Below are 21,414 nucleotides of genomic sequence, written 5' to 3' on the forward strand. Positions count from 1 at the left end.
TTTATTGATGTTATAGAACACAATTTAACTTTAAATCAATGTATTTATGGTATAATTTAACTAATAGATAACCTTTAAATCCGGATGTATGAAAAATAAATGAGGAGATGGACTGTTGTTTGCAATTATAGTATATTTGATAATAGTATTTATAATACTTGCTGTTATTTCAATTATATCAAACTTAAGAAATAATGGTGAAATAAGACGAAAAATAGAAGAACAGTGGGGCAAAAGATCGGATAAAAAGTATAATAAAGAAGAAATCAATGATATATCTGGATATTTTAAAAATATGAGGCTTTATAAAAAGGATAGTTTTTTTATTGATGAAATTACATGGAATGACCTGGGGATGGATGAAATATTTAAGGATATAGATACTACATTTAGTACACCTGGAGAGGAAGTACTCTATCTCATATTAAGAAAACCCATATATAATGATGAAAATTTCAAATATAGAAATAAAATTATACAATATTTCATAGAAAATCCTGACAAGAGGGAAAATATACAGTATATACTTGGTAAACTCGGAAGGAAGAGAGGAATTTCCATAACCAACTATTTTTATAATGATAATAGTTATGAACCCAGGCGTTCTTTTCTGCATATGTTTAGATTATTTAGGCTTCTGCCTATTGTTTCAATTGCACTGATCTTTGTAAATGTATATCTTGGAATATTCTGTGTAATTACATGCTGTTTTATAAATTTAGCAATTCATTATTTTTTTAAAAGGAAATTGGATTATAAGCTTAGAGATTTTGCCTACATAATCAATATGGTAAAGTGCTCCAATTCAATATTGAAAGCGCAGGTGGAAGAATTGGGGCAATGTGTCACTAAGCTCAAAAAAGCTACTGATTCAGTAAAACAAATCAGGAAATTCTATTTTAATTTATTCAACGATGGCACAGATGTTGCAATGTTAGTGGAATACAAAAATATATTGTTTTTAACTGATTTAATAAATTATGAAAAAATGAGTTCTATACTTATGAGAGAGAGCGATGAATTCAAAACCATTCATTCTGTAATTGGAAATATAGACAGCTGCATAGCAATTGCTGCATACAGAGTTAGAATAAAAAACTATGCTATCCCCAAACTACATATGTGCAATAATAAACAAAATCAAAACATTATAATTAAAGAGGCAGTTCATCCACTTATAGAAAAAGCAATACCTAATTCTTTGAAAATTGCAGATTCTATTTTGATTACAGGTTCCAATGCATCAGGCAAATCTACTTTTTTGAAGACTGTAGCTTTAAATATAATATTTGCACAGACTATATGTACATGTACCGCCAGTTATTTTGAGGGCTTTTATGTAAAAATCTACACATCAATGGCTTTGAGGGATGATGTATTGAGTAGGGAGAGTTACTATGTAGTGGAAACCAAATCATTAAAAAGAATTATAGACAATATAGATGAATCACTGCCGACTATTTGTTTTGTAGATGAAATACTTAGGGGGACAAACACCGTTGAAAGAATAGCAGCTTCATCACAGCTGCTTAAGTATATCACCTTGGAAAATTGTATATGTGTAGCTGCAACTCATGATGTGGAATTGACTTATATACTCGAGAATTATTTTGAAAATTATCATTTTCAGGAAAATATCGTGGACAATAAAATATTGTTTGACTACAAAATTTACAGAGGAAGATCCATGACTCAAAATGCCATAAAGCTTTTAAGTATTTTGGGATATAAAGATGATATAGTAGATAGAGCACAGAAAAAAGCTGAAGATTTTTTGAAAAGCGGCATATGGAAAGTGGAATAAGATTTATTAAAAGATAATTAATTTAAATTAATCATATTGGGTTTAAATAGAAAAGAAGATACTGTATAATTAACTTATGAGGGGAGATGATTTCAATGAATTTTAAGTTAAACGATGAACAGAATGCAATTAAAAATACTGTGAGGGAATTTGCTGAGACGAAGATACAGCCTATTGCTTTCCAGCTTGATGAAGAAAATATGTTTCCAGAAAAAATTGTAGAAGAAATGGGACGATTGTCTCTTATGGGGATTCCATATCCGGCAAAATATGGCGGTGCAGGTAAGGATGTGCTGAGTTATGCTATTGCTGTGGAGGAATTATCACGAATAGATGCAGGTGTGGGTGTTATTTTATCTGCACATGTTTCCCTGGGGTCATGGCCGATTATGGAGTTTGGGACAGAAGCTCAAAAAGAAAAATATCTTGTACCACTGGCCTCCGGGAAGAAAATTGCCGCTTTTGGTCTGACTGAAGACAATGCCGGAAGTGATGCCGGTGGAACCGAGACTACAGCTGTTCTTGAAGGTGACCACTATGTTCTTAACGGTTCAAAAGTTTTCATAACAAATGGTGGCTATGCAGATACTTATGTTATATTTGCAGTTACAACTCCCGGAATAGGTACAAAGGGAATCAGTGCATTTATAGTTGAGAAAGGCTGGAAAGGATTCACTTTTGGAACACATTATAACAAGATGGGAATCAGATCTTCTGCTACTGCAGAATTGCTTTTTCACAATGTAGAAGTTCCAAAGGAAAACCTTCTTGGGAAAGAAGGAGAAGGTTTTAAAATTGCCATGCAGACCTTGGAAGGCGGACGAATTGGTATTGCGGCCCAGGCGCTTGGAATTGCACAGGGAGCTTATGAGAAGGCACTTGATTATGCTAAAAGGAGAATTCAATTTGGAAAACCTATTGCGAGACAACAGGCTGTTGCATTCAAGCTTGCGGATATGGCAACCAAAATCCGTGCAGCAAGGTTTATGGTGTACAGTGCAGCTGAATTAAAAGAGGAACATACATCATATGGAAAAGAATCTGCCATGGCGAAATTATATGCTTCGGATATTTGTCTTGAGGTTGTCAATGATGCTGTACAGATATTCGGAGGATCAGGATACATAAAAGGATTTGACGTTGAACGTATGTATCGTGATGCTAAAATATGTACGATATATGAAGGTACGAATGAAATTCAAAAATTGGTTGTTTCAAACTTTATTATAGGAAGACCCAAGAAAAAGCAGCCTGAAAAAGCAGCCAAGACAGGTCCGAAGGCTATAACCGGAGACCGCAAAAAGGTTGTTATAAAAGAAGGATCGCCAGAAGAAAGAGTAGCTGAATTCCTGAAATATCTTCAAAATGAAAATATCAAGGTTAAATCGGATTCAACTGTAGATGGAAGTATAAGCAGTGCTGATATAGTTTGCAGTGCAGGACGGGGATTTGCTTCAAAGGAGGATCTGCCTATAATACAAAAATTGGCTGAAACCATGGGAGCGGCAGTCGGGTGCTCAAGACCTGTTGCAGAGCAGAACAAATGGATGCCGCTTGATCGTTTTGTAGGTATATCCGGTCAGAAATTCAAGGGGTCATTATACATTGCTGTAGGTATATCCGGCCAGATTCAGCATCTGGGTGGTATTCGTGATGCAGGTATAATTGCTGCCATCAACATTGATGAAAACGCCCCGATATTTGCCCAGGCGGATTATGGCATTGTAGGTGATTTGTATGAAATTGTGCCTCTCCTTACCAAAGCTTTGACGGATAAAGGATTATAAAATATCTGCTGCCCAAAATAGCTGTATGATTATATTCATGCAGCTATTTTGATTATTTCAATTGTTCTCTTTATTCAGGAGGCTGTTTTTCATTCCATACAGAAAATAAATGGCAAGGCCTGCACCTGTCCAGATCAGAAATCTTATCCAGGTAACTGATGGCAGACTTATCATAAGATATATACAGAACAATATTGTAAGTATTGGAGTAAATGGTACACCGGGACACCTGAATTTTCTCTGTATATCAGGCATTGTTTTTCTCAGGACAATGATACCGGCAGATACGAACAAAAATGCCGACAGCGTACCAATATTGCAAAGCTCTATTATTATATTAAGCGGGAAGAAACCACATATGAGAGCCGTTATACATCCTGTCACTATAGTACAAATACCTGGAGTTCTGTGGCTTTCATTTATACTGGAAAAGACTTTGGGAAGCAGTCCGTCTCTTGCCATCACCATAAATATTCTGACCTGCCCGTATAGTATTACGAGGATAGTGGAAATCATTCCTATGACGGCACCCGTACCGACCAATGCGGAACCCCAGTTGATGCCTATTTTTGCTAATGCTCCTGGTAGAGCATTGTTTACATCTATGTATTTAAACGGAACCATTCCTGTAAGTACACATGCTACAGCTATGTACAGTATGATTGTAAGTCCCAGGCATATAGCCAGTCCGATTGGCACATCTCTATATGGATTTGATGTTTCCTCTGCTGCAGTGGATATAGAATCAAATCCTATAAAAGCAAAAAATATAATTGCAGCACCCGACATTATTCCATTTATGCCATAAGGGGCAAAAGGATGATAGTTTACAGGATTTATATGTGTCACACCAATGAATATAAAGACCAGTATTACAAATATTTTTATAAATACTATTATTGTATTTATTTTACTACTTTGTGTTACACCTATGTATAATATCCACGTTATTATGGCTACAATTAACATTGACGGTAGATCCACAATGCCGCCTGAAAATGGAGAATGTGTCAGTTGTTCCGGTAAATTGACACCACCTGATTTCAAAAGATCCACGAAGGTACTTGACCATCCTGAGGCAACTGCTGATCCTGAAACGAGATATTCAAGCATTAGATTCCATCCAATAATCCAGGCAATGATTTCACCAAATGCCACGTAACAATAAGAGTAGGTACTTCCTGCAACAGGAAACATGGTTGCAAGTTCCGAATAGGTGAGTGCACAGAGAGCACATGTCACAGCGGCAACTATAAATGATATTATGACTGCGGGACCGGCCAGCTTGGCACCTTGTCCGGTAGAAACAAAAACACCCGTACCGACTACCGAACCAATACCGAGGCATGCGAGATCAATGTAGTTCAATTCCTTTTTAAGATGACTTTTTTTAATGGAAGTTTTAAAATCATCTATACTTTTTTTCCTAAATAAGTTCATGTTTAATCCCCTTCTGATTATGTAGTGATTTAAAATGATAAAGTTATGATGCTTTACTACACAATTATATTATTAATATGTACAAGTGTAAATATTTCAATCTGTATTTTATTTATACTTGACATTAACAAAATAATCTAATAAAATTATATTGTAATAAGGATGCTATAATTATTTTATGTGGAGGTATAAATATATGTTAATGGAAAAAATGTATATGGAAAAAGAAAATAATTGTAGTTGCTGTATGTGTTGTTGTGAATTGTTTGTTGACTGTAGTAGTATTTGTATTTTCTTATAAATATGAATATTGCTGCAGTTTTTGCGCTTGAATTAAAACGGCTGACTAGAAAAACTAGAGGCCTAACGATATAAAGAGTATGATGTTATTGACTAGAAAAACTAGAGATAAACTTACTGGATGTGCCAGAGGTAAAGTTATACTTGTGATTATGAAAATATAATAAACAGTATAATTCTATAGTGATTGAAATAAACTAGTCGTGAATTGTACTGGAAAGTAAAATGGAAAGTGAAAGTATAACGGGTAAGCTGACTGGATATACCAGAGGTAAGAACTATTTATACTTCAAACAAATTAAATTTGTAGGAGGAATAAAAAATGGAAATGACAAAAATGAACATGATGATGGGAAAGAGAATGATGATGAACAATAATATGGGTATGGATATGTCGATGCCTATGAATCAGATGAACATGATGATGATCCCACGTGCAACCATGAAGATGGAAAAATGCGAAAATGGAATGAAAATGATGTGCATGACTAAAGATGAAACTGCGGCTGCAATGATGCAGAACCTGTGCTCTATGTTAAATGGCGGAATGACAAGCGTATGCATGATGATGAACGGAATGAAAATGATGGAATGCAATATGATGATGGGAATGTGCAAATGCGAAATGACCATGGACGGTATGATGATTACATGGACTAGTGGAGATGAAATGATGTGCAACATGATCCAAAAATGCTGTGACTGTATGATGAAAATGATGGAATGCGGCTACACTGCAGTAATGTGTATGAATAATACACCGGTTTGCTGTTGTTGTTAATGAAACATAATGTGGTTTTGAAATATGATTATTGATTTAAGAAATTAAAGGGGTTTCTTACTTGTAATGGCAAAGTATTGGCAGATACTTTGCCATCTTTTTTTATCAAAAAACAACAGCAAACTTAAAACTAAATAAATTGCAAATTAAAAAGTGCTATCTCCATATAAGGAAATAGCACTAAATACCCGTACCAATAAAAGTATTATTACTAATATCCTTATCTGTCAGGAATAATATCCTGCAGGAATTGACACCACTGCATTCTAATGAAAAATGCTGGTTGTCGGGTTTCATCGGGCCAGTCCCTCTACCTCTCTTGATAAGTTATTTTGTTTATGAACTGATTATATAATAATTATTTTATAATGTCAATACTTAAAAAGCAATTTGGCAGGGCATAAATTATTATAGCAGTGGCCAATATGATATAATTTATTTATAAATTAATTTACAGCAGTAAGATTGTTGTGTTATAGAATAGGAGGTAACAGGATATATGGGAAATAAACTTAAAATATCAATAACTATAATAATAATTTTATTATTAGGTTTAATAAGTTTCAGAATTAACTCTTTCAAAATATCCAATCAAAGTCCAGAAGCTAAATCACAAGCTAAAACCTATGATTTGATTAAATACAAAGACTCATATGTAGGCGATAATAGCTCTGTAGGTAATATAATATCAAGGTTACCTGCTAATGCTTATAATACAGGATTTAGTCTGCAAACCAGTAAAAAGCCCTATGGAATAACTATAAATTATAAAGCAATCCAAGATTTGAAGGAAAAGGATTATAATAATTTTTTAGAGAAAAATGCAGCAGTATTATTTTTTCTTATACAAAATGCTGATTTTGTAGAATTTAATGTAGAAAATATAAATGAAAAATCTTATAAATATAATAGAAAAAATTTAGAAGAAAAATATGGTATCAATTTGAAAAAATTATTCACAGATGATATTTCAATTAAGAAATTTTTAAATAGCTAATAGTTCATGGTGTTGTAGATGGAGAATTGTATGGGAGGGTGGAGATTATGAAAGAAGTAATCGGCATAGTAATGTTTATGATACTTGCAATTTATTTTTTTATAAGATTTGTTGAAAGTAAGAAAATATATAATCTATTCATAGTAGGTACTTCACTATGTGCTGTATTTATCAATACACCATTTGCAAAAAATATAAGTGAATTTATTGAAAATATAATAGTTTCTGGTGTACTCATATTTGGATTTCTTGCTATATATTTAAAAAATCAAGAAGATAAAAGTTTATAATTTTAAGGTGGGATTATTAGTCTAAAAGTATTAAGCAAAAAGCAGTTAAGGACATATAGTATCAAGTTAGAAAATCTGTATGAAGGTGAAAAATAATGAAGCACATTCCCAACTTAATTACACTAATGAGAGTATTAGGAACAGTGGTTTTAGTGTTTATAGAACCATTTTCAGGATTGTTCTTTATTATATATTTTATATGTGGTATCAGTGATGTTTTAGATGGAATTATTGCACGAAAAATGAATCTGGTAAGTAAAAAGGGGCAAATCCTTGATAGTATTGCAGATTTTTTCATGGTTATAGTATTGTTGTTCATATTTGTGCTTAATTTTAAGTTTCCTTTATTAATCATATATTGGGTAATTATTATTGCGGTTATTCGCTTGACATCGTTGGGTATTGGTTTTATGCGTTATAAGCAGCTTGCCTTTTTACATACTTATGCCAATAAGCTGACAGGAATGATTTTATTTTGCTCACCATTTATGTATATTGGATTAGGATTGTATACAACAACTGTTTTAGCTTGCTGTATTGCAAGCATTTCAGCGCTGGAAGAATTAATTATCAACGCTGTTTCTAAAAAATTACATAGAGATATTAAATGTATATTTTCAGTTTTGAAGGGAAGGGGAATATGAAAATAGTTGATGGAAGAATATATCTGACACAAATAAAAGATTTAATTATCGAATATACAAAATCACTTAATAGGGACTTGACTTTTCAACACCTGACAGAGGAATTAAATGATTTGAAAAGCAAATATACAAAGCCTAATGGAGAAATTTTGGCAGCTATTTCTGATAAAGGAAATGTAGTTGGCTGTGTTGCATTTTACAAGCATACTGATAAACGCTGTGAAATGAAAAGATTATATGTAAAACCGGAATATAGAAAATTGAAAATTGGTCAGAAACTAATAAAAGATATAATTGAATTAGCTTCTAAAGATGGATTTGAAGAAATAGTTTTAGATACAATAAGACCATTAAAGAGAGCCATTTATTTATACAAAAAATTTGGCTTCCGAGAAATTCCAGCATATTATGATAATCCAATGGATGATGTTATATATATGAGGCTAGTCCTGAGTTAGTAATTCTTAATAATGAAAGAAATTGAAATTTATTTTACAAGGAGATGTAAATGAAGATTAAAAAGAATAAATACGACATTGTCGTTAATTTTTTAAGTTTACTGTGTCTGGTAGGAACAGTTATTTTCTTGATTATTTCATGGGAAACAATACCAGCTGAAATACCAGGACATTATAATGGTGCTGGTGAGGTTGATAAAATAACAGATAAAAATTCCCTGATTGTGCTTTTGGCGGTTGAATGGATTATGTTTATTGGATTATCCGTTGTAGAAAAATTTCCGCAAATATGGAATACGGGAATACAAGCAACGGAGCAAAACACGGAAAAAGTATATAGAATTTTAAAAACCATGATAGGTACTATAAAATTGTTATTTGTCCTGGTATTTTCATATTTAACGATACACTCAACCACCGGGGAAAATTTATCATTCTTATTCTTACCGGTTGTTCTAATTTTGATATTTGGAGCGATGGCATTTTTTATATTTCAACTAGGAAAAGAAAAGTGGATAAATGTTTAAATCTCAAGCAGTTTAGCTATATTCTCCCCCAATACTGCATCTTTAGGATGGTATGTGGTTTTTTGTGATATACTATCGTAAAGGAGAGTAATAGTATGCCGCAGAAATTATGTTATTTGGGAAACAAAGAACCATTCGAATATACGCTATCTGTCATAGGAGGAAAATGGAAACTCAAAATCATTTATGTTCTTGCATGCATGGAAACTGTGAGATATGGTGTTTTGAAAAGAAATATCGGTGGAATTACACATAAGATGTTAAGTTCACAGCTTAAAGAGCTGCAGAGTGAGGGTGTCATATCAAGGAAACAATACTCACAAATTCCACCTAAAGTAGAATATTCACTTAGTAAAAAGGGAGAAAGTCTTATTCCTATTGTAAAATCCATATGTAAGTGGGGAAAAGAATATAATACGGTGAATCATTGAATTCAATTGACGAAGGGGATGTGAATTAGCGAAAGGAGTAATATTAGGTTGTACGGAAATACCTTTATTCATAAAACAACAGGATGTTAGTATTCCGATTTTTGATACGACAACAATACATGCTGTTGTTGTAGCTGAATTTGCTTTGGATTTGATATTAGAGGGCTTAGAAAATATGCTGGATTTTGAATTATAAAAATAGTAAAAGTATTTGTTGATAATATGAAAGTCAATGAATGCTTTATTTTTTTATTTGGATGAGGGTAGGTGTGTTGACCTTATAGAATCCTTATAATTATCTGTTATCATCTTTGTACAGGAAAGGATGATTGAAATGGATAATTTGATTTTGGAAACCAGTGATCTCTGTAAAGCCTTCAAGGGAGAATATGCGGTGAAGAACATATCCCTCAAGATAAAGAAAAATTCCATCTATGGACTTCTGGGACCCAATGGGGCGGGAAAATCCACCACACTGAAGATGCTGACAGGCATGCTGCGTCCCACAAGCGGGAAGATCTTATTTGAAAACAAGTCCTGGAGCAGGAGCAATTTAAAGGATATAGGGGCACTTATTGAGTCCCCGCCTCTTTATGGAAACCTTACTGCCAGAGAAAATCTCAAGGTGAGAACTACAGTTTTGGGACTGCCGGAGAGCAGAATTGACGAAGTTCTGGGTATGGTTGACCTTGAAAATACGGGAAAAAAGAGGGCACATCAGTTTTCCATGGGTATGAAGCAGCGCCTTGGTATAGCTCTGGCCCTTATAAACCATCCGAAGCTTTTAATTCTGGACGAGCCCACCAACGGACTTGATCCTTTTGGAATACAGCAGTTAAGAGAGCTTGTAAGATCATTTCCAAAGCAGGGTATAACAGTTATACTGTCAAGTCATATACTTAGTGAAGTAGAACAGGTGGCCCGGGAAATAGGAATTATTTCAGGTGGAGTTTTGGGATATCAGGGAGATATGAAAGCAGGAGAGGATCTGGAAAAACTTTTTGTGGAAGTTGCAGGAAAATACAGAAGGGAGGGCGAATAACATGGCAGCATATTTTAAGTCCGAGTCTTTAAAGATAAAGCACGGATTTTCAAAAAAACTTGTTTTTTTGGCACCTGTTTTTACAATAATAGTGTCCCTTTTTCTTTCTGCAGCTTATTTCCATGAGACTGTCTATAACTGGTGGTATGTAATGATACTTCCGGGAATGATGTCCATACTGTGCACCCTTGTGGCGAAACAGGATGGCAGAATGAAAAACATGGCGGTGATACCACTGTCGGTGGATCTTAAAAAAGTGTGGATGTCAAAGATATTTTTGTGCATGATTATTATGGCGGAGGCTTCAGCTGTTGTTCTGGCAGGTGCTGTAGTTATCGGCAACCTCCTGGGTATAGGTGTTTTCAAATTGCCTCTTTTAAATCAGTTTGAAGGAATTTCAGTGCTTGCACTCACTTTTTTGTGGCAGATTCCACTCTGCCTTTTTCTTGGAAGCAAAATAGGAATGTTCCCCACAATTATCATAAATATGGCAGCTTATATGGTGCTTGGGATATTGTGTGCGGTAAAAGGTTTTCTCTGGATGATACCATATGCCATTCCCGCAAGGCTCATGTGTCCCATTTTAAAGATTCTTCCAAATGGCCTGCCGACTGTTCCGGGAAATCAGACCTTCAGGCCGGAGCTTCTTTCAAAGGGTGTCATTTTACCTGGAATTGCAATTTCTCTGGTTTTGTTTTTAGTACTTGCATTTGCAACTTCAAAGTGGTATGAAAGACAGGAGGCAAAATAGATGGTTCAGTTGTTTAGGCTTGTCAGGGCGGATTTCCAGAAAATAAAGAGGAGCTCTCTTTTGTGGATTCACGTTCTTGTACCATTTTTTATATCGGCGGCATTTGTGGCCTACTATTCAAATTCCACTGTAAATACAGTTTCGAAGATATCCGGATATTTCCAAGTATTCTCCATAGGGTTTCCTCTCATAATAGGAATAGTGACAGGTAGTGCAGCGGAGCAGGAAGCAGATGCGGCAAATTTTCAGCAGCTTTTGACGGCAGAGTACAAGACGGCCGGATTTTTAAGCAAAATAGTCATGCTTTTCTTGCTGGAGTTATTTTCCCTGTCCATTGCAGCAGGTGTTTTTGCAGCTGGAATGAAGTTTTCAAAGGTTGATAATCTCATTTCTGCAGCAATTTATGGAAAAATTGTTTTACTGCTTTTTTCAAGCATGGTATTCCTATATTTTCTCCATGTACTCTGCAGCCTGAGATTCGGCAGCGGGGCGTCCATAGGTCTTGGAATCGGGGAAAGTCTCATTTCAGCTCTGATGCTCACAGGCCTTGGAGATGGAATATGGAAGTGGATTCCCTGTGCCTTTGGAGTGAGATTTTCCTATTATTATATTGGTTTAAATGCAAATACTGCAAACAGTGCCTATATTATAGAAGATTTTAAAAGTGGAATTTATACCTGCACTGCAATGACAATTGCTATAATTATAATAAGTGTGGTTTTCTTTCATTCTTTTGAGGGAAGAAACGGAGATTGAGCAGATGAGGTGATAAAATGGCTAGGATACTGGCAATTGACGATGAAGAGGGTATTCTTGAAATTATAAAAGCTGCACTTTCCAGGGAAGGACATGAAGTTACTGCTGTCAGCAATTTTTCAAATTTTACGGTGGAAAAATGTCAGGATTACGATCTGATACTTCTGGATATAATGATGCCGGATATGGACGGATTTACCCTCTGCAGGAAGATCCGGGATATGGTGGATTGCCCTATTATATTTTTGACGGCGAAGACCTCTGAAGAAGACATTATAAAGGGACTTGGACTGGGTGGAGATGATTATATTACAAAACCTTTTGGAATTGGAGAGCTCAGATCCCGTGTGGCAGCTCATCTAAGAAGAGAGCACAGGGAGAAACACAACAGTTTTGCCCTGGGAAAAATTAAATTTAAAATGTCCGCAAAAGAAGTTTATGTAAAAGACAAACTGGTGTCTCTGACAAAGGGCGAGTATGAAATCAGTGAATTTTTAGCACTAAACCACAGCCAGGTGTTTTCCAGGGAGAAGATATATGAGTCCGTATTTGGATTTGACGGGAAAAGTGACAGCTCTGCCGTAGTGGAGCATATAAAAAACATAAGGGCAAAGTTTGGCAGCGTTAATTGCAATCCAATAAGGACAGTCTGGGGGATTGGTTACAAATGGGTTTAAAGAATAGTAAAAGCTTTAGAAGTTTATTTGTGGAATATATTATATATTTTATTTTCAGCACTTTTATACTCTTTCTGTTTGTCTTCTTTGGATTTGATTTTATGCTGAAAGCAAATATTGTATTTCCAGCCAATTATTTTGAAAAGAAAATCCAGCAAAATGGGAATGAAATTGCAAGGGCGGAGAAGGTAACTGAAGCTCTGGTGCCTGAAGGCTGCCAGTATGGTGTTTACAGCAGACAGGGCAAAGTTCTCTATGGAAATTTTAAAGCCGGGGAATTTCAGGAGGTCTGGAGGGATTTTAAAAACAATAAAATGAATTCAGGGAGAAATGGCTATTACAAGTTTTTTTACAGAAATGATGAAATCTGTATTGTCAGATATCCACTGACGGTGCAATTTACAAATTTATTTCTCAGGAAATATTTTCCTAATGTTGAAAATGTCTCATATATTTTTGTATTCTTAATTTTTATAGTGGGGATACTTTTACTCTCCGGGAAATTTGGCAGGTATTTCTCAAAAGAGATGGATATACTGATGAAAATTGTAGAGCGGATAAAACAGCATAATCTTGATTTCAATCCCCGGCATTCAAGAATCCATGAAATTGATAAGGTCATAAATTCTTTGGATGAAATGAAAAGGACACTGAAGGATTCACTGGAAAAACAGTGGGATATGGAAAGTGCAAGAAAAAATCAAATATCTTCACTGGCCCATGACATAAAGACACCACTTACCATTATAAAGGGAAATGCAGAACTTATGAAAGAGAGCTGCAGTGATTCTGCGGCTATGAAATACAACCAGCATATTCTTGAAAGTGCCGGTGAAATTGAACGTTATCTGGAATTGCTTATGGATATGATAAAATCGGAAAGCAGTATTGATTTTAATCCGGTTAAAATAGACACGAAAACATTTTTTAAAAAGTTGGAAAGCCAGGGGAAGGCTCTTGCAGCTAGGAGGGATCTTCAATTTGAGATCAGCAAAGGGGAAAATGTACCGGAATTTTTTCGTGGAGATGAAAATTTACTGTACAGGGCCCTTTTAAATGTTATATCAAATGCAGTTGAATATTCTTCAGAAGGTGGAAAGATTAATTTCAAACTGGAGAGAAAGGATCACAGGATAAGTTTCTCAGTTGAAGATAGTGGCATGGGATTTTCAAAGGAGGAGCTGCAGCTCGCCGTGGAACAATTTTACAGGGGTGACAGCAGCAGAACCTCAAGAACTCATTATGGCATGGGGCTTTTTATTGCAAAGTCCTTTATGAAACTTCATGGGGTCTGTATGAAGCTGTTGAATTCTGAAATTACAGGGGGAGCTCTTGTAATACTCGAGATGCCACTTGATGTACCAGAGTAAAATTTTACTCTGGTTTTTGTCTTCCAATGAAAAAACGATTTCACATACAATCACATATGCCAGAATTATTGACAAATATATTAAAAAAGGATATTATTATAATAAATCATACAAATCATACTTATCACACCAAAAAATAAATTTTAGGGGGAATAAAGATGGCAGGACCAAAGGGAAAATATGCGTGGACAGTTAAAGTTGGAGAAAAAGGGCAGATTGTAATACCAAAAGAAGCAAGAGATGTTTTCAACATTAAACCAGGTGACACACTGATTTTGCTGGGGGATGAAGAGCAGGGGATTGCAATTCCACCTCAAAGTATGTTTTCAAAGCTTACACAGATGATTTTTGACGGAAAACTGCCCGATTCCCACAAGGAGGAGAAAAAATGAGCATTTTATCAGTTATGGATTTAAATAAAAAATATGAACGCTTTGAACTGAGCAATGTTTCGTTTAGTTTAGAAAAGGGGACAATTACCGGTTTTATAGGTCGTAATGGTGCAGGAAAAACCACAACTCTGAAGTCACTTCTGAATTTTGTCCATCCGGATAGGGGTGAGATCGTGTTTTTCAGCAGGAAATTTAAAGACAGTGAATTTGAAATAAAGCAAAAAGTAGGGTTTGTTTCAGGGGGAATTAATTATTATCCCAAAAAGAAGATAAAGGTAATTTCAGCAACTACCCGCCGTTTTTATAAGCAGTGGGATAATAGGGCATATAGTCATTACATGGACATGTTCAAACTGGATGAAAATAAAACTCCTGATGAGCTATCAGAAGGGATGAAAGTAAAGTATTCACTTGCTCTGGCGCTTTCACATAATGCTGAGCTTTTAATTCTTGATGAACCCACAAGCGGGCTTGATCCTGTATCAAGGGATGACCTGCTTGGTGTTTTTCTGGAACTTGAGGCAAAGGGTATTACAATTTTATTTTCTACTCATATTACCTCTGACTTGGATAAATGTGCAGACAATATCCTATATATTAAAAATGGAAAAATTCTTGCAAATGCCCATATGAATTCATTTTTATCACAATATAGAGTATTGGAGCTTACAGAGGAACAATTGACGGATGACCTCAAATTAAAATTGATTGGGTGCAAAAAGAGCAAGTATGGATATAGTGCTTTAATTAAAACTGCAGATTGCAGGAACGTAAACGCAAAAATGTCAGATGTTGATTTGGAATCAGCTATGGTCCACTTGGAAAGGGAGTGATCAAGATATGAAAAATATGCTTTACAAAGAATTTAATCTTGCCATGCATCCAACATCCATTATGTTTCTATTGCTGTCAGCGATGCTGCTTATACCCAATTATCTTTATTATGTGACATTCTTCTATACTGCTCTGGCAATTTTTTTCACTTGTTTGAGCGGCAGGGAAAATAACGATATATTTTATTCCATGACACTTCCTGTGCGTAAAAGGGATATTGTGAAATCCAGGTTTTTACATGTTGTCATACTGGAGCTTGTTCAGATTTTAACTGCTGTTCCCTTTGCGTTGATTAGGAGAACATATACTTTGCCTGGAAATATTGCCGGTATTGATGCCAATGTTGCATTTTTCGGGTTTTCATTTATGATGCTTGGTATCTTCAATCTTGTTTTTTTCACCAGGTATTATAGGAATACAGATAAAGTCGGAACAGCCTTTGCTGTGGGGAGTACTGCAATTGCCGTATTTATGCTGGCTGCAGAATCAGGTGTTCATATTGTACCTTTTATGAAAAATGTTCTTGATACCAGAGATCCGGATTTCATTTTATACAAGGTTGCAGTGTTAATTGGAGGAATCATTTTATATGTGCTGATGACATTCTTCTCGTATATGAAATCCGCCAGGTCTTTTGAAAAATTGGACCTGTAAGTATATTTTGACAATGAAGAAACACCAGAGTAAAATTTTACTCTGGTGAAATTTTAAAATCACAGTTTTTTGTCATCTATTAAATTGAACCAGCCATTTATGGAGTTCATGATTGAATCTATGAAGAAAGAATCGATGATGACCTTGAGAAAGTCAATAATTACTGCTGTATTTAAAGCAGATATTAAAAAAGAAACTGGGAGAATAAATTTTATACAAGGCCATTTTTATAAAAGATCCGTACATCGAATAACGGTGCACGGAGAAATTATGGTATGTTTCAAGCAATTATGCTATAAATCTTTACATCCGGATCAGCATTCCAGAGTGTCTTGAGACCAGCAAAGACATTATTTTTGAACAGTGAGCTAGATAAGTAAGCCTGTGCATGTTCTACGCTGTCGAAGCCGTGAAGTACCTGAACATCTTCGGTACGAATCAGTAGGTCTTTAGTCAGAGCACCTTCAATTGTTTTCAGAAACGGGCCGCGATAATCAGTATAAACCTTGGCAGCATCTGCACGGTTGGATTCTTCGATTTTCATTGTAATTTGCAAATAAGCATTTACTTTCATAAATTTACCTCCAAGTTTGTGATATGACTCATTTTGTCCATCTGAGCCTGATATAATTATACTTCAATCGCTTCAAAAGAAAAATATATTTACAAATTTATGAGTTACTAATAAATTTCATAGTTACTTGCTAATATGTATACAGCCTTCTATAATAATATTACATTTGTTTTAACACAGGAGGTTAAAATGTCACTAGCAGTTTTTTGGACAATGTTGATATATATGCTGATTTGTTCTTTTACACCTGGTCCTGGGAATATTTTAGCTCTAAATACTACAACTCACTTTGGCTGGCAAAGAGGAAAACGACTAATATTTGGTATTTGTGCAGGTTATGCCTGTGTACAGATTCTTTGTACCTTGGCAATATACGGATTGAATACTTTCCTCACGCCAGCACTTCATATTCTCAAATATATTGGGAGTATATATATGGTATGGCTGGCAGTACATATTCTTTCGAGTAAGCCATTAAAAAATGGGGAGAACGAACAAGCATCATTTAGAGATGGATTCTCTCTTCAATTTGTAAATGTAAAGATCTATTTTTATATTATAACTTTGTTGATGAGTTATCTTGTCCCCTATATTAGCACTTTGTATGTCTTACTTTTGGCAGGTATCGGGGTGGTTGCTGTTGGAGGCACAGCTTGTTTAACATGGGCATTACTTGGAATTAAGATGCAGCGTATTTACGAAGAACACTACAAATTTATTAATTCTATATTGAGCCTGTTTTTGCTGTATTGTGCTTGGGATATTGCAAGGGGGTGAAATTTGATGTATCAACATAAAATGCAGAAGGACATTCGATGTCCTCTTGAATATGGTCTTGAAATTTTTGGCGGAAAATGGAAATCACGAATCATATGTGTTTTAGCTGAAAAAGGCACTTTACGATACAGTGTACTTCGAAAAGAAATGAGCAATATAACGGATACAGTTTTGACATCTACTCTCAAGGAACTAATTGCAGATGGTATTGTACATAGAAAGTCATTTGATGAGATTCCGCCTCATGTAGAGTATTGCCTTACAGAAAAGGGCAATTCTGTAATTCCTATTTTACAGAGCATCTGTAAATGGTCTGGAGCTTATCACAAGGAGGATAATGAAAATACAATGGCACACTGTAAAAAATGTGACTATAAATAATAAAAAGGAGAGATTCTCTAATAATGATTACTTATACAAAGGAAAAAAAATTTAACCAAGAAGAAGTACAGCAATTATTCTTATCAGTTGGATGGATATCTGGACAGTACCCAAGTCGATTGTATAAGGCATTGATGAATTCTTCCACAGTACTGACAGCTTGGGATGGAAATAAACTTGTAGGTCTCATACGTGTACTGGATGACAGCGAAATGGTGGCATATATGCACTATGTTTTGGTGCATCCCGATTATCAAGGACAGAAAATTGCAGGAACAATGATTGAAATGATTAAAGAGAAATATAAGGATTATTTATATATTGAAATTATGCCAGAACAGAGCAAAAATTCAGTTTTTTATGAAAAGTTTGGTTTCAAAATTATGGCAGATGGTGTAGCAATGCAACTTTGTAATTTTAATAATCAATACTAGCAGATATAGAAAAGCCCTAATTATTGAATTCTATACAATACAAATGATAAATAAGCATGGTAGTAAAAACTCTGTAGTCATACTTGCTGGAATAAATTTTATGATGTAACTTCGTAAATTTCTTAAAATGAGGAACAAAGATTATTTAAAAGTAATATACAGACAAATAATAGAGTTAGAGTCTAGTATTATAAATAGTAAGAAGATTATATTTCGCCTATATGGCCAGAAGAAGAAGGCAATATTTCAATTTGGTGGAAGTGAATGGGTTACTATGATAGATCCTGCAGGACACCCTTTTTGCCTTTGTGCTCAAGAAAATAAAGCATGATTATAGCTAATTTCAATTAAGTCATTTGAGAAAATTTCCAATTTAAGTTTGAGTAATATAAAATAGTAAATTTCAAAGGAAGTTTTATTATGTTTGAAGGGATAACCTATTGCTTACCAAAAAATCGGCACTATCGTCATTGTAAAAAATAAGATGCAGTGATGATAGTGCTTATTTTTTGGATTAAATTCCAAGCAGCTTAGCTATATTCTCTCCCAATACTGCATCTGCAATAAATTTGGATTCAGCAGTTTTAAGTATGGCTTCTATGGAAAGTTCAAGGTCACCAAAAGGTCTGTCTACTCCAAAGATACATTTTTCAGGGATTTCATTGATTACAGTTTTCAGTACGAATGTAGAATAGTATGCAGAAGTATCAAGAAATAAATTGGAAGTTTCTTTTACAATATCCATTGTCTCAAGCCAGTTAACTCCTCCCAGATGTCCTAGAATAACAGGTACCGAAGGATAGTTGTGTGCAAATATAGATATGGATTTAATATCTTCAAGTGTAGTCGGGAAAAAGGCATGTATCCAAATAGGAAGGTTATTGAATTCACTTGATACTTTGAATATATTTTTTAAAAGATGAGACTGTCCGCTTCCCAAAGTAAATTCTCCAATACCAGCTAAATGATTCTTGAAAATAGTATTATTTACATATTCAGTTGTATCTTTTAAATTTAAAACTGGAGGTACGGCACCAAATCCAACATAACGATCTGGGTATTTTTTTATAGCATTTACTAATTCATGGACTGATTTTTTGCGTACTTCAGTCATATTTCCTTTCCTGCCAGCTAATAAGTCATTTAGATATTGCATTGAATCTTTCACCTGTATTGCATTTTTAGCTAATTCAGGATGAAAAGATGTAGAAAATAGCACTGTTTTATCGACTCCTGCCTTATTCATGGTTTCTATATGATTTTGGATAGGTAGAGTAAGATGAGAATGTCCGTCAATAATCATAAAATCTCATTCCTTTCTTAAATTGAAGTTATCTTAATTATAGCTAATGTAAATATAATTAATAGTATGCACTTTTTTGTAATATACTATGGCAAAGGAAAGTAATAGTATGCCGCAGAAATTATGTTATTTAGGAAACAATACTCACAAATTCCACCTAAAGTAGAATGTTCACTTAGCAAAAAGGGAGAAATCTCGACCTTCAATATTTTTGTAATGCATCCAAAAGATACTTCAGATACTTATGTGCCTTAGTCTTAGAACATACACTTCCTCGAAAAAAGCTCCATTCTAAAATGAGAAATACGGTATTGCTGTAATGATCTGCAATAATCTCATAGGGAATTTCATAGTGATCCTTGCACGAAGACTGCCGAAAAATTTCCCGCATTTTGGTACTCAGATATCCACGGAAATGATTCAGCAAGAAACTTTCCGTGGAATTGAATTTCAGAATGCATTGGATATTTTTCAGATAAGTAGATGCAAAATCATATGCACGGTTGAAAATGATATATAGACATTCCTTAGGATCAAGCTCTGCATATTGCTCAAGATGGATCTGCCTGCCGATGGTGTACCAGCAATAATTCAGTAAATCATATTTATCATCAAAATAGTTGTAAAACGTAGCGCGGGGATAATTGCTTTTCTCACAAAGCTCGTTTACCGTGATCTCCTCAAAAGGTTTTGCCGTGAGCAGTTCAAACATCTTATCTGAAAATGCACTTAATGTCCTTTCTGCTCCTTTAGTTGATTTTTTTGTAATATCATATTTCATAAATATATCCCCTTTGCAGATTCATAATTTTGTCTAAATTTAAACAAAAACTATTATCTGATTCTTGTTATCTTTTGTAAATTAGTTTATCATAAAGTACAAAAAGTTTGCAACTGACTAAAATTTTTCACATGAAAATTATTTATAATTGCACCAATTTTCCATCTGTCCCGATCTGATACAAAATTTCACGTCGATGACAAATGCATGGCTGTTTGTCTATATCCAATATTCGGATGGAGAATGACAGACTCGTCTGGTATTTAGGTACTGTGGGAAAATGAAGAAATTAAAGTTATAAAGAACAGAAAGGAGTCACTACAGATGTCTATTGTAGTTATAACTGCTTTGCCAATGTGATTCGCCGCTGAATAGTCCTATAATTTTGGTGTTATATTAGAAAGATAAGGAGGATACAAGTATGATCTTTTATTTTTCAGCAACAGGAAACAGCAAATATGTAGCTTTAAAAATCGTAGCAGGGACAGAGGAAGAAATCATTGACATTGCAGATTGTGTTAAAAATTGGAGGTTCACATTTGCGATAAGGGATAAAGAAAAAATTGGATTTGTTACACCAACCTATTTTTGGGGAGTACCTTCCATTGTATATGAGTTTCTTGAAAAATTGAAACTATGGATTCCGGATTCATACGAACCTTATATTTATCATGTGGCGACATTTGGAACCACAACTGGGCAGGTGGGACGTATGGTCAATGAGCTTCTAAAAAAAAGAGGCTTGTACTTAAACAGCAGGTTTAGTGTGCGGATGCCTGATACATGGACTCCGGTCTTTGATCTTACCGATAAAAAGAAAATAGAGAAAATCAATCACGAGGCCGAGAAGCAGATTGAGGAAGTGGTCGGGAAGATCAAGCGGGAGATTGACGGAGATTTCAGTCACCGAAAGATGCCTATGCTAGCGGTCAAATTATTATATCCCCAGTATGAAAAAAAGCGGCAGACAAAGTATTTTACAGTGGATGATAGTTGTATCAGCTGCGAGCTCTGTGCTAAAAAATGTCCGATTGCGGCTATTGAGATACAGAATGGCAGGCCGGTATGGGTTAAGGAAAAGTGCACATTATGTCTTGGGTGTCTGCATCGCTGCCCGAAGTTTTCAATTCAATATGGAAATAAAACTAAAAATCACGGCCAGTATGTCAATCCAAATGTAACAATATAAAATTCTTCCCCATGATTTGATGGCTTCGTTTGCAAAAGGG

26 protein-coding genes and 1 riboswitch are annotated in these 21,414 nt (G+C 34.8%); of the genes, 22 read left to right on the forward strand and 4 right to left on the reverse strand.

What is annotated here, in order from left to right; genetic code table 11:
* The first annotated feature begins 115 nt into the window (after nucleotides 1–115).
* Together LKE46_RS03795 and LKE46_RS03800 are read left to right on the forward strand one after the other, a co-directional pair.
* Nucleotides 116–1,804: a MutS-related protein gene (locus tag LKE46_RS03795; RefSeq protein ID WP_291718573.1), complete on the forward strand. Its 1,689-nt coding sequence runs from the start codon at nucleotides 116–118 to the stop codon at nucleotides 1,802–1,804.
* A gap of 95 nt (nucleotides 1,805–1,899) precedes the next feature.
* Nucleotides 1,900–3,591 carry an acyl-CoA dehydrogenase family protein gene (locus tag LKE46_RS03800; protein ID WP_291718574.1) on the forward strand — a complete coding sequence of 564 codons (1,692 nt, stop codon included), beginning with the start codon at nucleotides 1,900–1,902 and terminating at the stop codon, nucleotides 3,589–3,591.
* Between the two features lie 57 nt (nucleotides 3,592–3,648).
* Here LKE46_RS03800 and LKE46_RS03805 read toward each other — a convergent pair whose 3' ends face one another.
* On the reverse strand, nucleotides 3,649–5,031 hold the full coding sequence (locus tag LKE46_RS03805) for an amino acid permease (RefSeq protein WP_291718575.1): 1,383 nt from the start codon (nucleotides 5,029–5,031) through the stop codon (nucleotides 3,649–3,651).
* Between the two features lie 525 nt (nucleotides 5,032–5,556).
* Between LKE46_RS03805 and LKE46_RS03810 the strand changes: the two genes are divergently transcribed.
* From LKE46_RS03810 to LKE46_RS03885, 16 genes are all read left to right on the forward strand, one after another.
* Nucleotides 5,557–5,709: a hypothetical protein gene (locus LKE46_RS03810; RefSeq protein ID WP_291718576.1), complete on the forward strand. Its 153-nt coding sequence runs from the start codon at nucleotides 5,557–5,559 to the stop codon at nucleotides 5,707–5,709.
* Nucleotides 5,654–6,112: a hypothetical protein gene (locus LKE46_RS03815; RefSeq protein WP_291718578.1), complete on the forward strand. Its 459-nt coding sequence runs from the start codon at nucleotides 5,654–5,656 to the stop codon at nucleotides 6,110–6,112. Before LKE46_RS03810 ends, LKE46_RS03815 begins: the two co-directional genes overlap by 56 nt.
* 217 nt (nucleotides 6,113–6,329) lie before the next feature.
* A riboswitch (SAM riboswitch) is annotated at nucleotides 6,330–6,441 on the reverse strand.
* 170 nt (nucleotides 6,442–6,611) lie between these two features.
* The gene (locus LKE46_RS03820; RefSeq protein WP_291718580.1) at nucleotides 6,612–7,109 is read left to right on the forward strand and encodes a DUF4825 domain-containing protein; all 498 of its coding nucleotides are present in this window, start codon (nucleotides 6,612–6,614) and stop codon (nucleotides 7,107–7,109) included.
* Nucleotides 7,110–7,156: 47 nt separating this feature from the next.
* Nucleotides 7,157–7,399, forward strand: coding sequence for a hypothetical protein (locus LKE46_RS03825; RefSeq protein WP_291718582.1), 243 nt, complete (start codon nucleotides 7,157–7,159; stop codon nucleotides 7,397–7,399).
* 95 nt (nucleotides 7,400–7,494) lie between these two features.
* The gene (locus LKE46_RS03830) at nucleotides 7,495–8,043 is read left to right on the forward strand and encodes a CDP-alcohol phosphatidyltransferase family protein (RefSeq protein WP_291718584.1); all 549 of its coding nucleotides are present in this window, start codon (nucleotides 7,495–7,497) and stop codon (nucleotides 8,041–8,043) included.
* Nucleotides 8,040–8,501 carry a GNAT family N-acetyltransferase gene (locus LKE46_RS03835; RefSeq protein ID WP_291718586.1) on the forward strand — a complete coding sequence of 154 codons (462 nt, stop codon included), beginning with the start codon at nucleotides 8,040–8,042 and terminating at the stop codon, nucleotides 8,499–8,501. The genes LKE46_RS03830 and LKE46_RS03835 overlap by 4 nt, the downstream gene beginning before the upstream one ends.
* Nucleotides 8,502–8,551: 50 nt before the next feature.
* Nucleotides 8,552–9,028 (forward strand): DUF1648 domain-containing protein, encoded by a 477-nt coding sequence (locus tag LKE46_RS03840; protein ID WP_291718588.1) that lies wholly within the window; start codon nucleotides 8,552–8,554, stop codon nucleotides 9,026–9,028.
* Nucleotides 9,029–9,123: 95 nt separating this feature from the next.
* On the forward strand, nucleotides 9,124–9,459 hold the full coding sequence (locus LKE46_RS03845; protein ID WP_291718590.1) for a winged helix-turn-helix transcriptional regulator: 336 nt from the start codon (nucleotides 9,124–9,126) through the stop codon (nucleotides 9,457–9,459).
* 334 nt (nucleotides 9,460–9,793) lie between these two features.
* Nucleotides 9,794–10,501, forward strand: a complete 708-nt coding sequence (locus tag LKE46_RS03850) for a lantibiotic protection ABC transporter ATP-binding protein (protein ID WP_291718592.1) — start codon at nucleotides 9,794–9,796, stop codon at nucleotides 10,499–10,501.
* A gap of 1 nt (nucleotide 10,502) precedes the next feature.
* On the forward strand, nucleotides 10,503–11,252 hold the full coding sequence (locus tag LKE46_RS03855) for a lantibiotic immunity ABC transporter MutE/EpiE family permease subunit (protein ID WP_291718594.1): 750 nt from the start codon (nucleotides 10,503–10,505) through the stop codon (nucleotides 11,250–11,252).
* Entirely contained in the window at nucleotides 11,253–12,008 is a 756-nt protein-coding gene (locus tag LKE46_RS03860) for a lantibiotic immunity ABC transporter MutG family permease subunit (RefSeq protein ID WP_291718596.1), read from the forward strand. It abuts the gene before it with no gap.
* A gap of 17 nt (nucleotides 12,009–12,025) precedes the next feature.
* The gene (locus LKE46_RS03865; protein WP_291718598.1) at nucleotides 12,026–12,685 is read left to right on the forward strand and encodes a response regulator transcription factor; all 660 of its coding nucleotides are present in this window, start codon (nucleotides 12,026–12,028) and stop codon (nucleotides 12,683–12,685) included.
* Between the two features lie 101 nt (nucleotides 12,686–12,786).
* Nucleotides 12,787–14,055, forward strand: a complete 1,269-nt coding sequence (locus LKE46_RS03870; RefSeq protein WP_291718600.1) for a sensor histidine kinase — start codon at nucleotides 12,787–12,789, stop codon at nucleotides 14,053–14,055.
* A 158-nt stretch (nucleotides 14,056–14,213) separates the two neighbouring features.
* Complete coding sequence (locus LKE46_RS03875; RefSeq protein ID WP_291718602.1) at nucleotides 14,214–14,447, forward strand: AbrB/MazE/SpoVT family DNA-binding domain-containing protein; 234 nt, start codon at nucleotides 14,214–14,216, stop codon at nucleotides 14,445–14,447.
* Nucleotides 14,444–15,280 carry an ABC transporter ATP-binding protein gene (locus tag LKE46_RS03880; protein ID WP_291718604.1) on the forward strand — a complete coding sequence of 279 codons (837 nt, stop codon included), beginning with the start codon at nucleotides 14,444–14,446 and terminating at the stop codon, nucleotides 15,278–15,280. Before LKE46_RS03875 ends, LKE46_RS03880 begins: the two co-directional genes overlap by 4 nt.
* 7 nt (nucleotides 15,281–15,287) lie before the next feature.
* Complete coding sequence (locus LKE46_RS03885) at nucleotides 15,288–15,935, forward strand: ABC-2 transporter permease (protein ID WP_291718606.1); 648 nt, start codon at nucleotides 15,288–15,290, stop codon at nucleotides 15,933–15,935.
* A 280-nt stretch (nucleotides 15,936–16,215) separates the two neighbouring features.
* On the opposite strand, the gene LKE46_RS03890 is transcribed toward LKE46_RS03885, so the two are convergent.
* Nucleotides 16,216–16,509, reverse strand: coding sequence for a hypothetical protein (locus tag LKE46_RS03890; RefSeq protein ID WP_291718608.1), 294 nt, complete (start codon nucleotides 16,507–16,509; stop codon nucleotides 16,216–16,218).
* A 189-nt stretch (nucleotides 16,510–16,698) separates the two neighbouring features.
* On the opposite strand from LKE46_RS03890, the gene LKE46_RS03895 reads away from it, so the two are divergent.
* From LKE46_RS03895 to LKE46_RS03905, 3 genes are read left to right on the forward strand one after another with little or no spacing between them, the layout of a single operon-like run.
* Nucleotides 16,699–17,286 (forward strand): LysE family transporter, encoded by a 588-nt coding sequence (locus LKE46_RS03895; RefSeq protein ID WP_291718610.1) that lies wholly within the window; start codon nucleotides 16,699–16,701, stop codon nucleotides 17,284–17,286.
* 6 nt (nucleotides 17,287–17,292) lie between these two features.
* Complete coding sequence (locus tag LKE46_RS03900) at nucleotides 17,293–17,667, forward strand: winged helix-turn-helix transcriptional regulator (protein WP_291718612.1); 375 nt, start codon at nucleotides 17,293–17,295, stop codon at nucleotides 17,665–17,667.
* 23 nt (nucleotides 17,668–17,690) lie between these two features.
* Nucleotides 17,691–18,101 carry a GNAT family N-acetyltransferase gene (locus tag LKE46_RS03905; RefSeq protein ID WP_291718614.1) on the forward strand — a complete coding sequence of 137 codons (411 nt, stop codon included), beginning with the start codon at nucleotides 17,691–17,693 and terminating at the stop codon, nucleotides 18,099–18,101.
* Between the two features lie 514 nt (nucleotides 18,102–18,615).
* Here LKE46_RS03905 and LKE46_RS03910 read toward each other — a convergent pair.
* Both LKE46_RS03910 and LKE46_RS03915 read right to left on the reverse strand, forming a co-directional pair.
* Nucleotides 18,616–19,404 carry an amidohydrolase family protein gene (locus LKE46_RS03910; RefSeq protein ID WP_291718616.1) on the reverse strand — a complete coding sequence of 263 codons (789 nt, stop codon included), beginning with the start codon at nucleotides 19,402–19,404 and terminating at the stop codon, nucleotides 18,616–18,618.
* Nucleotides 19,405–19,606: 202 nt separating this feature from the next.
* The gene (locus LKE46_RS03915) at nucleotides 19,607–20,185 is read right to left on the reverse strand and encodes a TetR/AcrR family transcriptional regulator (RefSeq protein ID WP_291718618.1); all 579 of its coding nucleotides are present in this window, start codon (nucleotides 20,183–20,185) and stop codon (nucleotides 19,607–19,609) included.
* 421 nt (nucleotides 20,186–20,606) lie between these two features.
* Between LKE46_RS03915 and LKE46_RS03920 the strand changes: the two genes are divergently transcribed.
* A complete protein-coding gene (locus tag LKE46_RS03920; protein ID WP_291718620.1) occupies nucleotides 20,607–21,374 on the forward strand; it encodes an EFR1 family ferrodoxin in 768 nt (255 codons plus the stop codon).
* Nucleotides 21,375–21,414 lie beyond the last annotated feature (40 nt).

This window comes from Clostridium sp. (assembly GCF_022482905.1).
Taxonomy (GTDB): domain Bacteria; phylum Bacillota; class Clostridia; order Clostridiales; family Clostridiaceae; genus Clostridium_B.

What these genes read in the sequence shown, in the direction of transcription:
- LKE46_RS03835 (WP_291718586.1), top strand. Translation starts at nt 8,040, where the DNA reads ATGAAAATAGTTGATGGAAGAATATATCTGACACAAATAAAAGATTTA.
- LKE46_RS03815 (WP_291718578.1), top strand. Translation starts at nt 5,654, where the DNA reads ATGGAAATGACAAAAATGAACATGATGATGGGAAAGAGAATGATGATG.
- LKE46_RS03905 (WP_291718614.1), top strand. Translation starts at nt 17,691, where the DNA reads ATGATTACTTATACAAAGGAAAAAAAATTTAACCAAGAAGAAGTACAG.
- LKE46_RS03920 (WP_291718620.1), top strand. Translation starts at nt 20,607, where the DNA reads ATGATCTTTTATTTTTCAGCAACAGGAAACAGCAAATATGTAGCTTTA.
- LKE46_RS03885 (WP_291718606.1), top strand. Translation starts at nt 15,288, where the DNA reads ATGAAAAATATGCTTTACAAAGAATTTAATCTTGCCATGCATCCAACA.
- LKE46_RS03820 (WP_291718580.1), top strand. Translation starts at nt 6,612, where the DNA reads ATGGGAAATAAACTTAAAATATCAATAACTATAATAATAATTTTATTA.
- LKE46_RS03825 (WP_291718582.1), top strand. Translation starts at nt 7,157, where the DNA reads ATGAAAGAAGTAATCGGCATAGTAATGTTTATGATACTTGCAATTTAT.
- LKE46_RS03865 (WP_291718598.1), top strand. Translation starts at nt 12,026, where the DNA reads ATGGCTAGGATACTGGCAATTGACGATGAAGAGGGTATTCTTGAAATT.
- LKE46_RS03800 (WP_291718574.1), top strand. Translation starts at nt 1,900, where the DNA reads ATGAATTTTAAGTTAAACGATGAACAGAATGCAATTAAAAATACTGTG.
- LKE46_RS03850 (WP_291718592.1), top strand. Translation starts at nt 9,794, where the DNA reads ATGGATAATTTGATTTTGGAAACCAGTGATCTCTGTAAAGCCTTCAAG.
- LKE46_RS03830 (WP_291718584.1), top strand. Translation starts at nt 7,495, where the DNA reads ATGAAGCACATTCCCAACTTAATTACACTAATGAGAGTATTAGGAACA.
- LKE46_RS03810 (WP_291718576.1), top strand. Translation starts at nt 5,557, where the DNA reads ATGGAAAGTGAAAGTATAACGGGTAAGCTGACTGGATATACCAGAGGT.
- LKE46_RS03855 (WP_291718594.1), top strand. Translation starts at nt 10,503, where the DNA reads ATGGCAGCATATTTTAAGTCCGAGTCTTTAAAGATAAAGCACGGATTT.
- LKE46_RS03880 (WP_291718604.1), top strand. Translation starts at nt 14,444, where the DNA reads ATGAGCATTTTATCAGTTATGGATTTAAATAAAAAATATGAACGCTTT.
- LKE46_RS03870 (WP_291718600.1), top strand. Translation starts at nt 12,787, where the DNA reads ATGCTGAAAGCAAATATTGTATTTCCAGCCAATTATTTTGAAAAGAAA.
- LKE46_RS03900 (WP_291718612.1), top strand. Translation starts at nt 17,293, where the DNA reads ATGTATCAACATAAAATGCAGAAGGACATTCGATGTCCTCTTGAATAT.
- LKE46_RS03860 (WP_291718596.1), top strand. Translation starts at nt 11,253, where the DNA reads ATGGTTCAGTTGTTTAGGCTTGTCAGGGCGGATTTCCAGAAAATAAAG.
- LKE46_RS03805 (WP_291718575.1), bottom strand. Translation starts at nt 5,031, where the DNA reads ATGAACTTATTTAGGAAAAAAAGTATAGATGATTTTAAAACTTCCATT.
- LKE46_RS03845 (WP_291718590.1), top strand. Translation starts at nt 9,124, where the DNA reads ATGCCGCAGAAATTATGTTATTTGGGAAACAAAGAACCATTCGAATAT.
- LKE46_RS03875 (WP_291718602.1), top strand. Translation starts at nt 14,214, where the DNA reads ATGGCAGGACCAAAGGGAAAATATGCGTGGACAGTTAAAGTTGGAGAA.
- LKE46_RS03895 (WP_291718610.1), top strand. Translation starts at nt 16,699, where the DNA reads ATGTCACTAGCAGTTTTTTGGACAATGTTGATATATATGCTGATTTGT.
- LKE46_RS03910 (WP_291718616.1), bottom strand. Translation starts at nt 19,404, where the DNA reads ATGATTATTGACGGACATTCTCATCTTACTCTACCTATCCAAAATCAT.
- LKE46_RS03840 (WP_291718588.1), top strand. Translation starts at nt 8,552, where the DNA reads ATGAAGATTAAAAAGAATAAATACGACATTGTCGTTAATTTTTTAAGT.
- LKE46_RS03915 (WP_291718618.1), bottom strand. Translation starts at nt 20,185, where the DNA reads ATGAAATATGATATTACAAAAAAATCAACTAAAGGAGCAGAAAGGACA.
- LKE46_RS03890 (WP_291718608.1), bottom strand. Translation starts at nt 16,509, where the DNA reads ATGAAAGTAAATGCTTATTTGCAAATTACAATGAAAATCGAAGAATCC.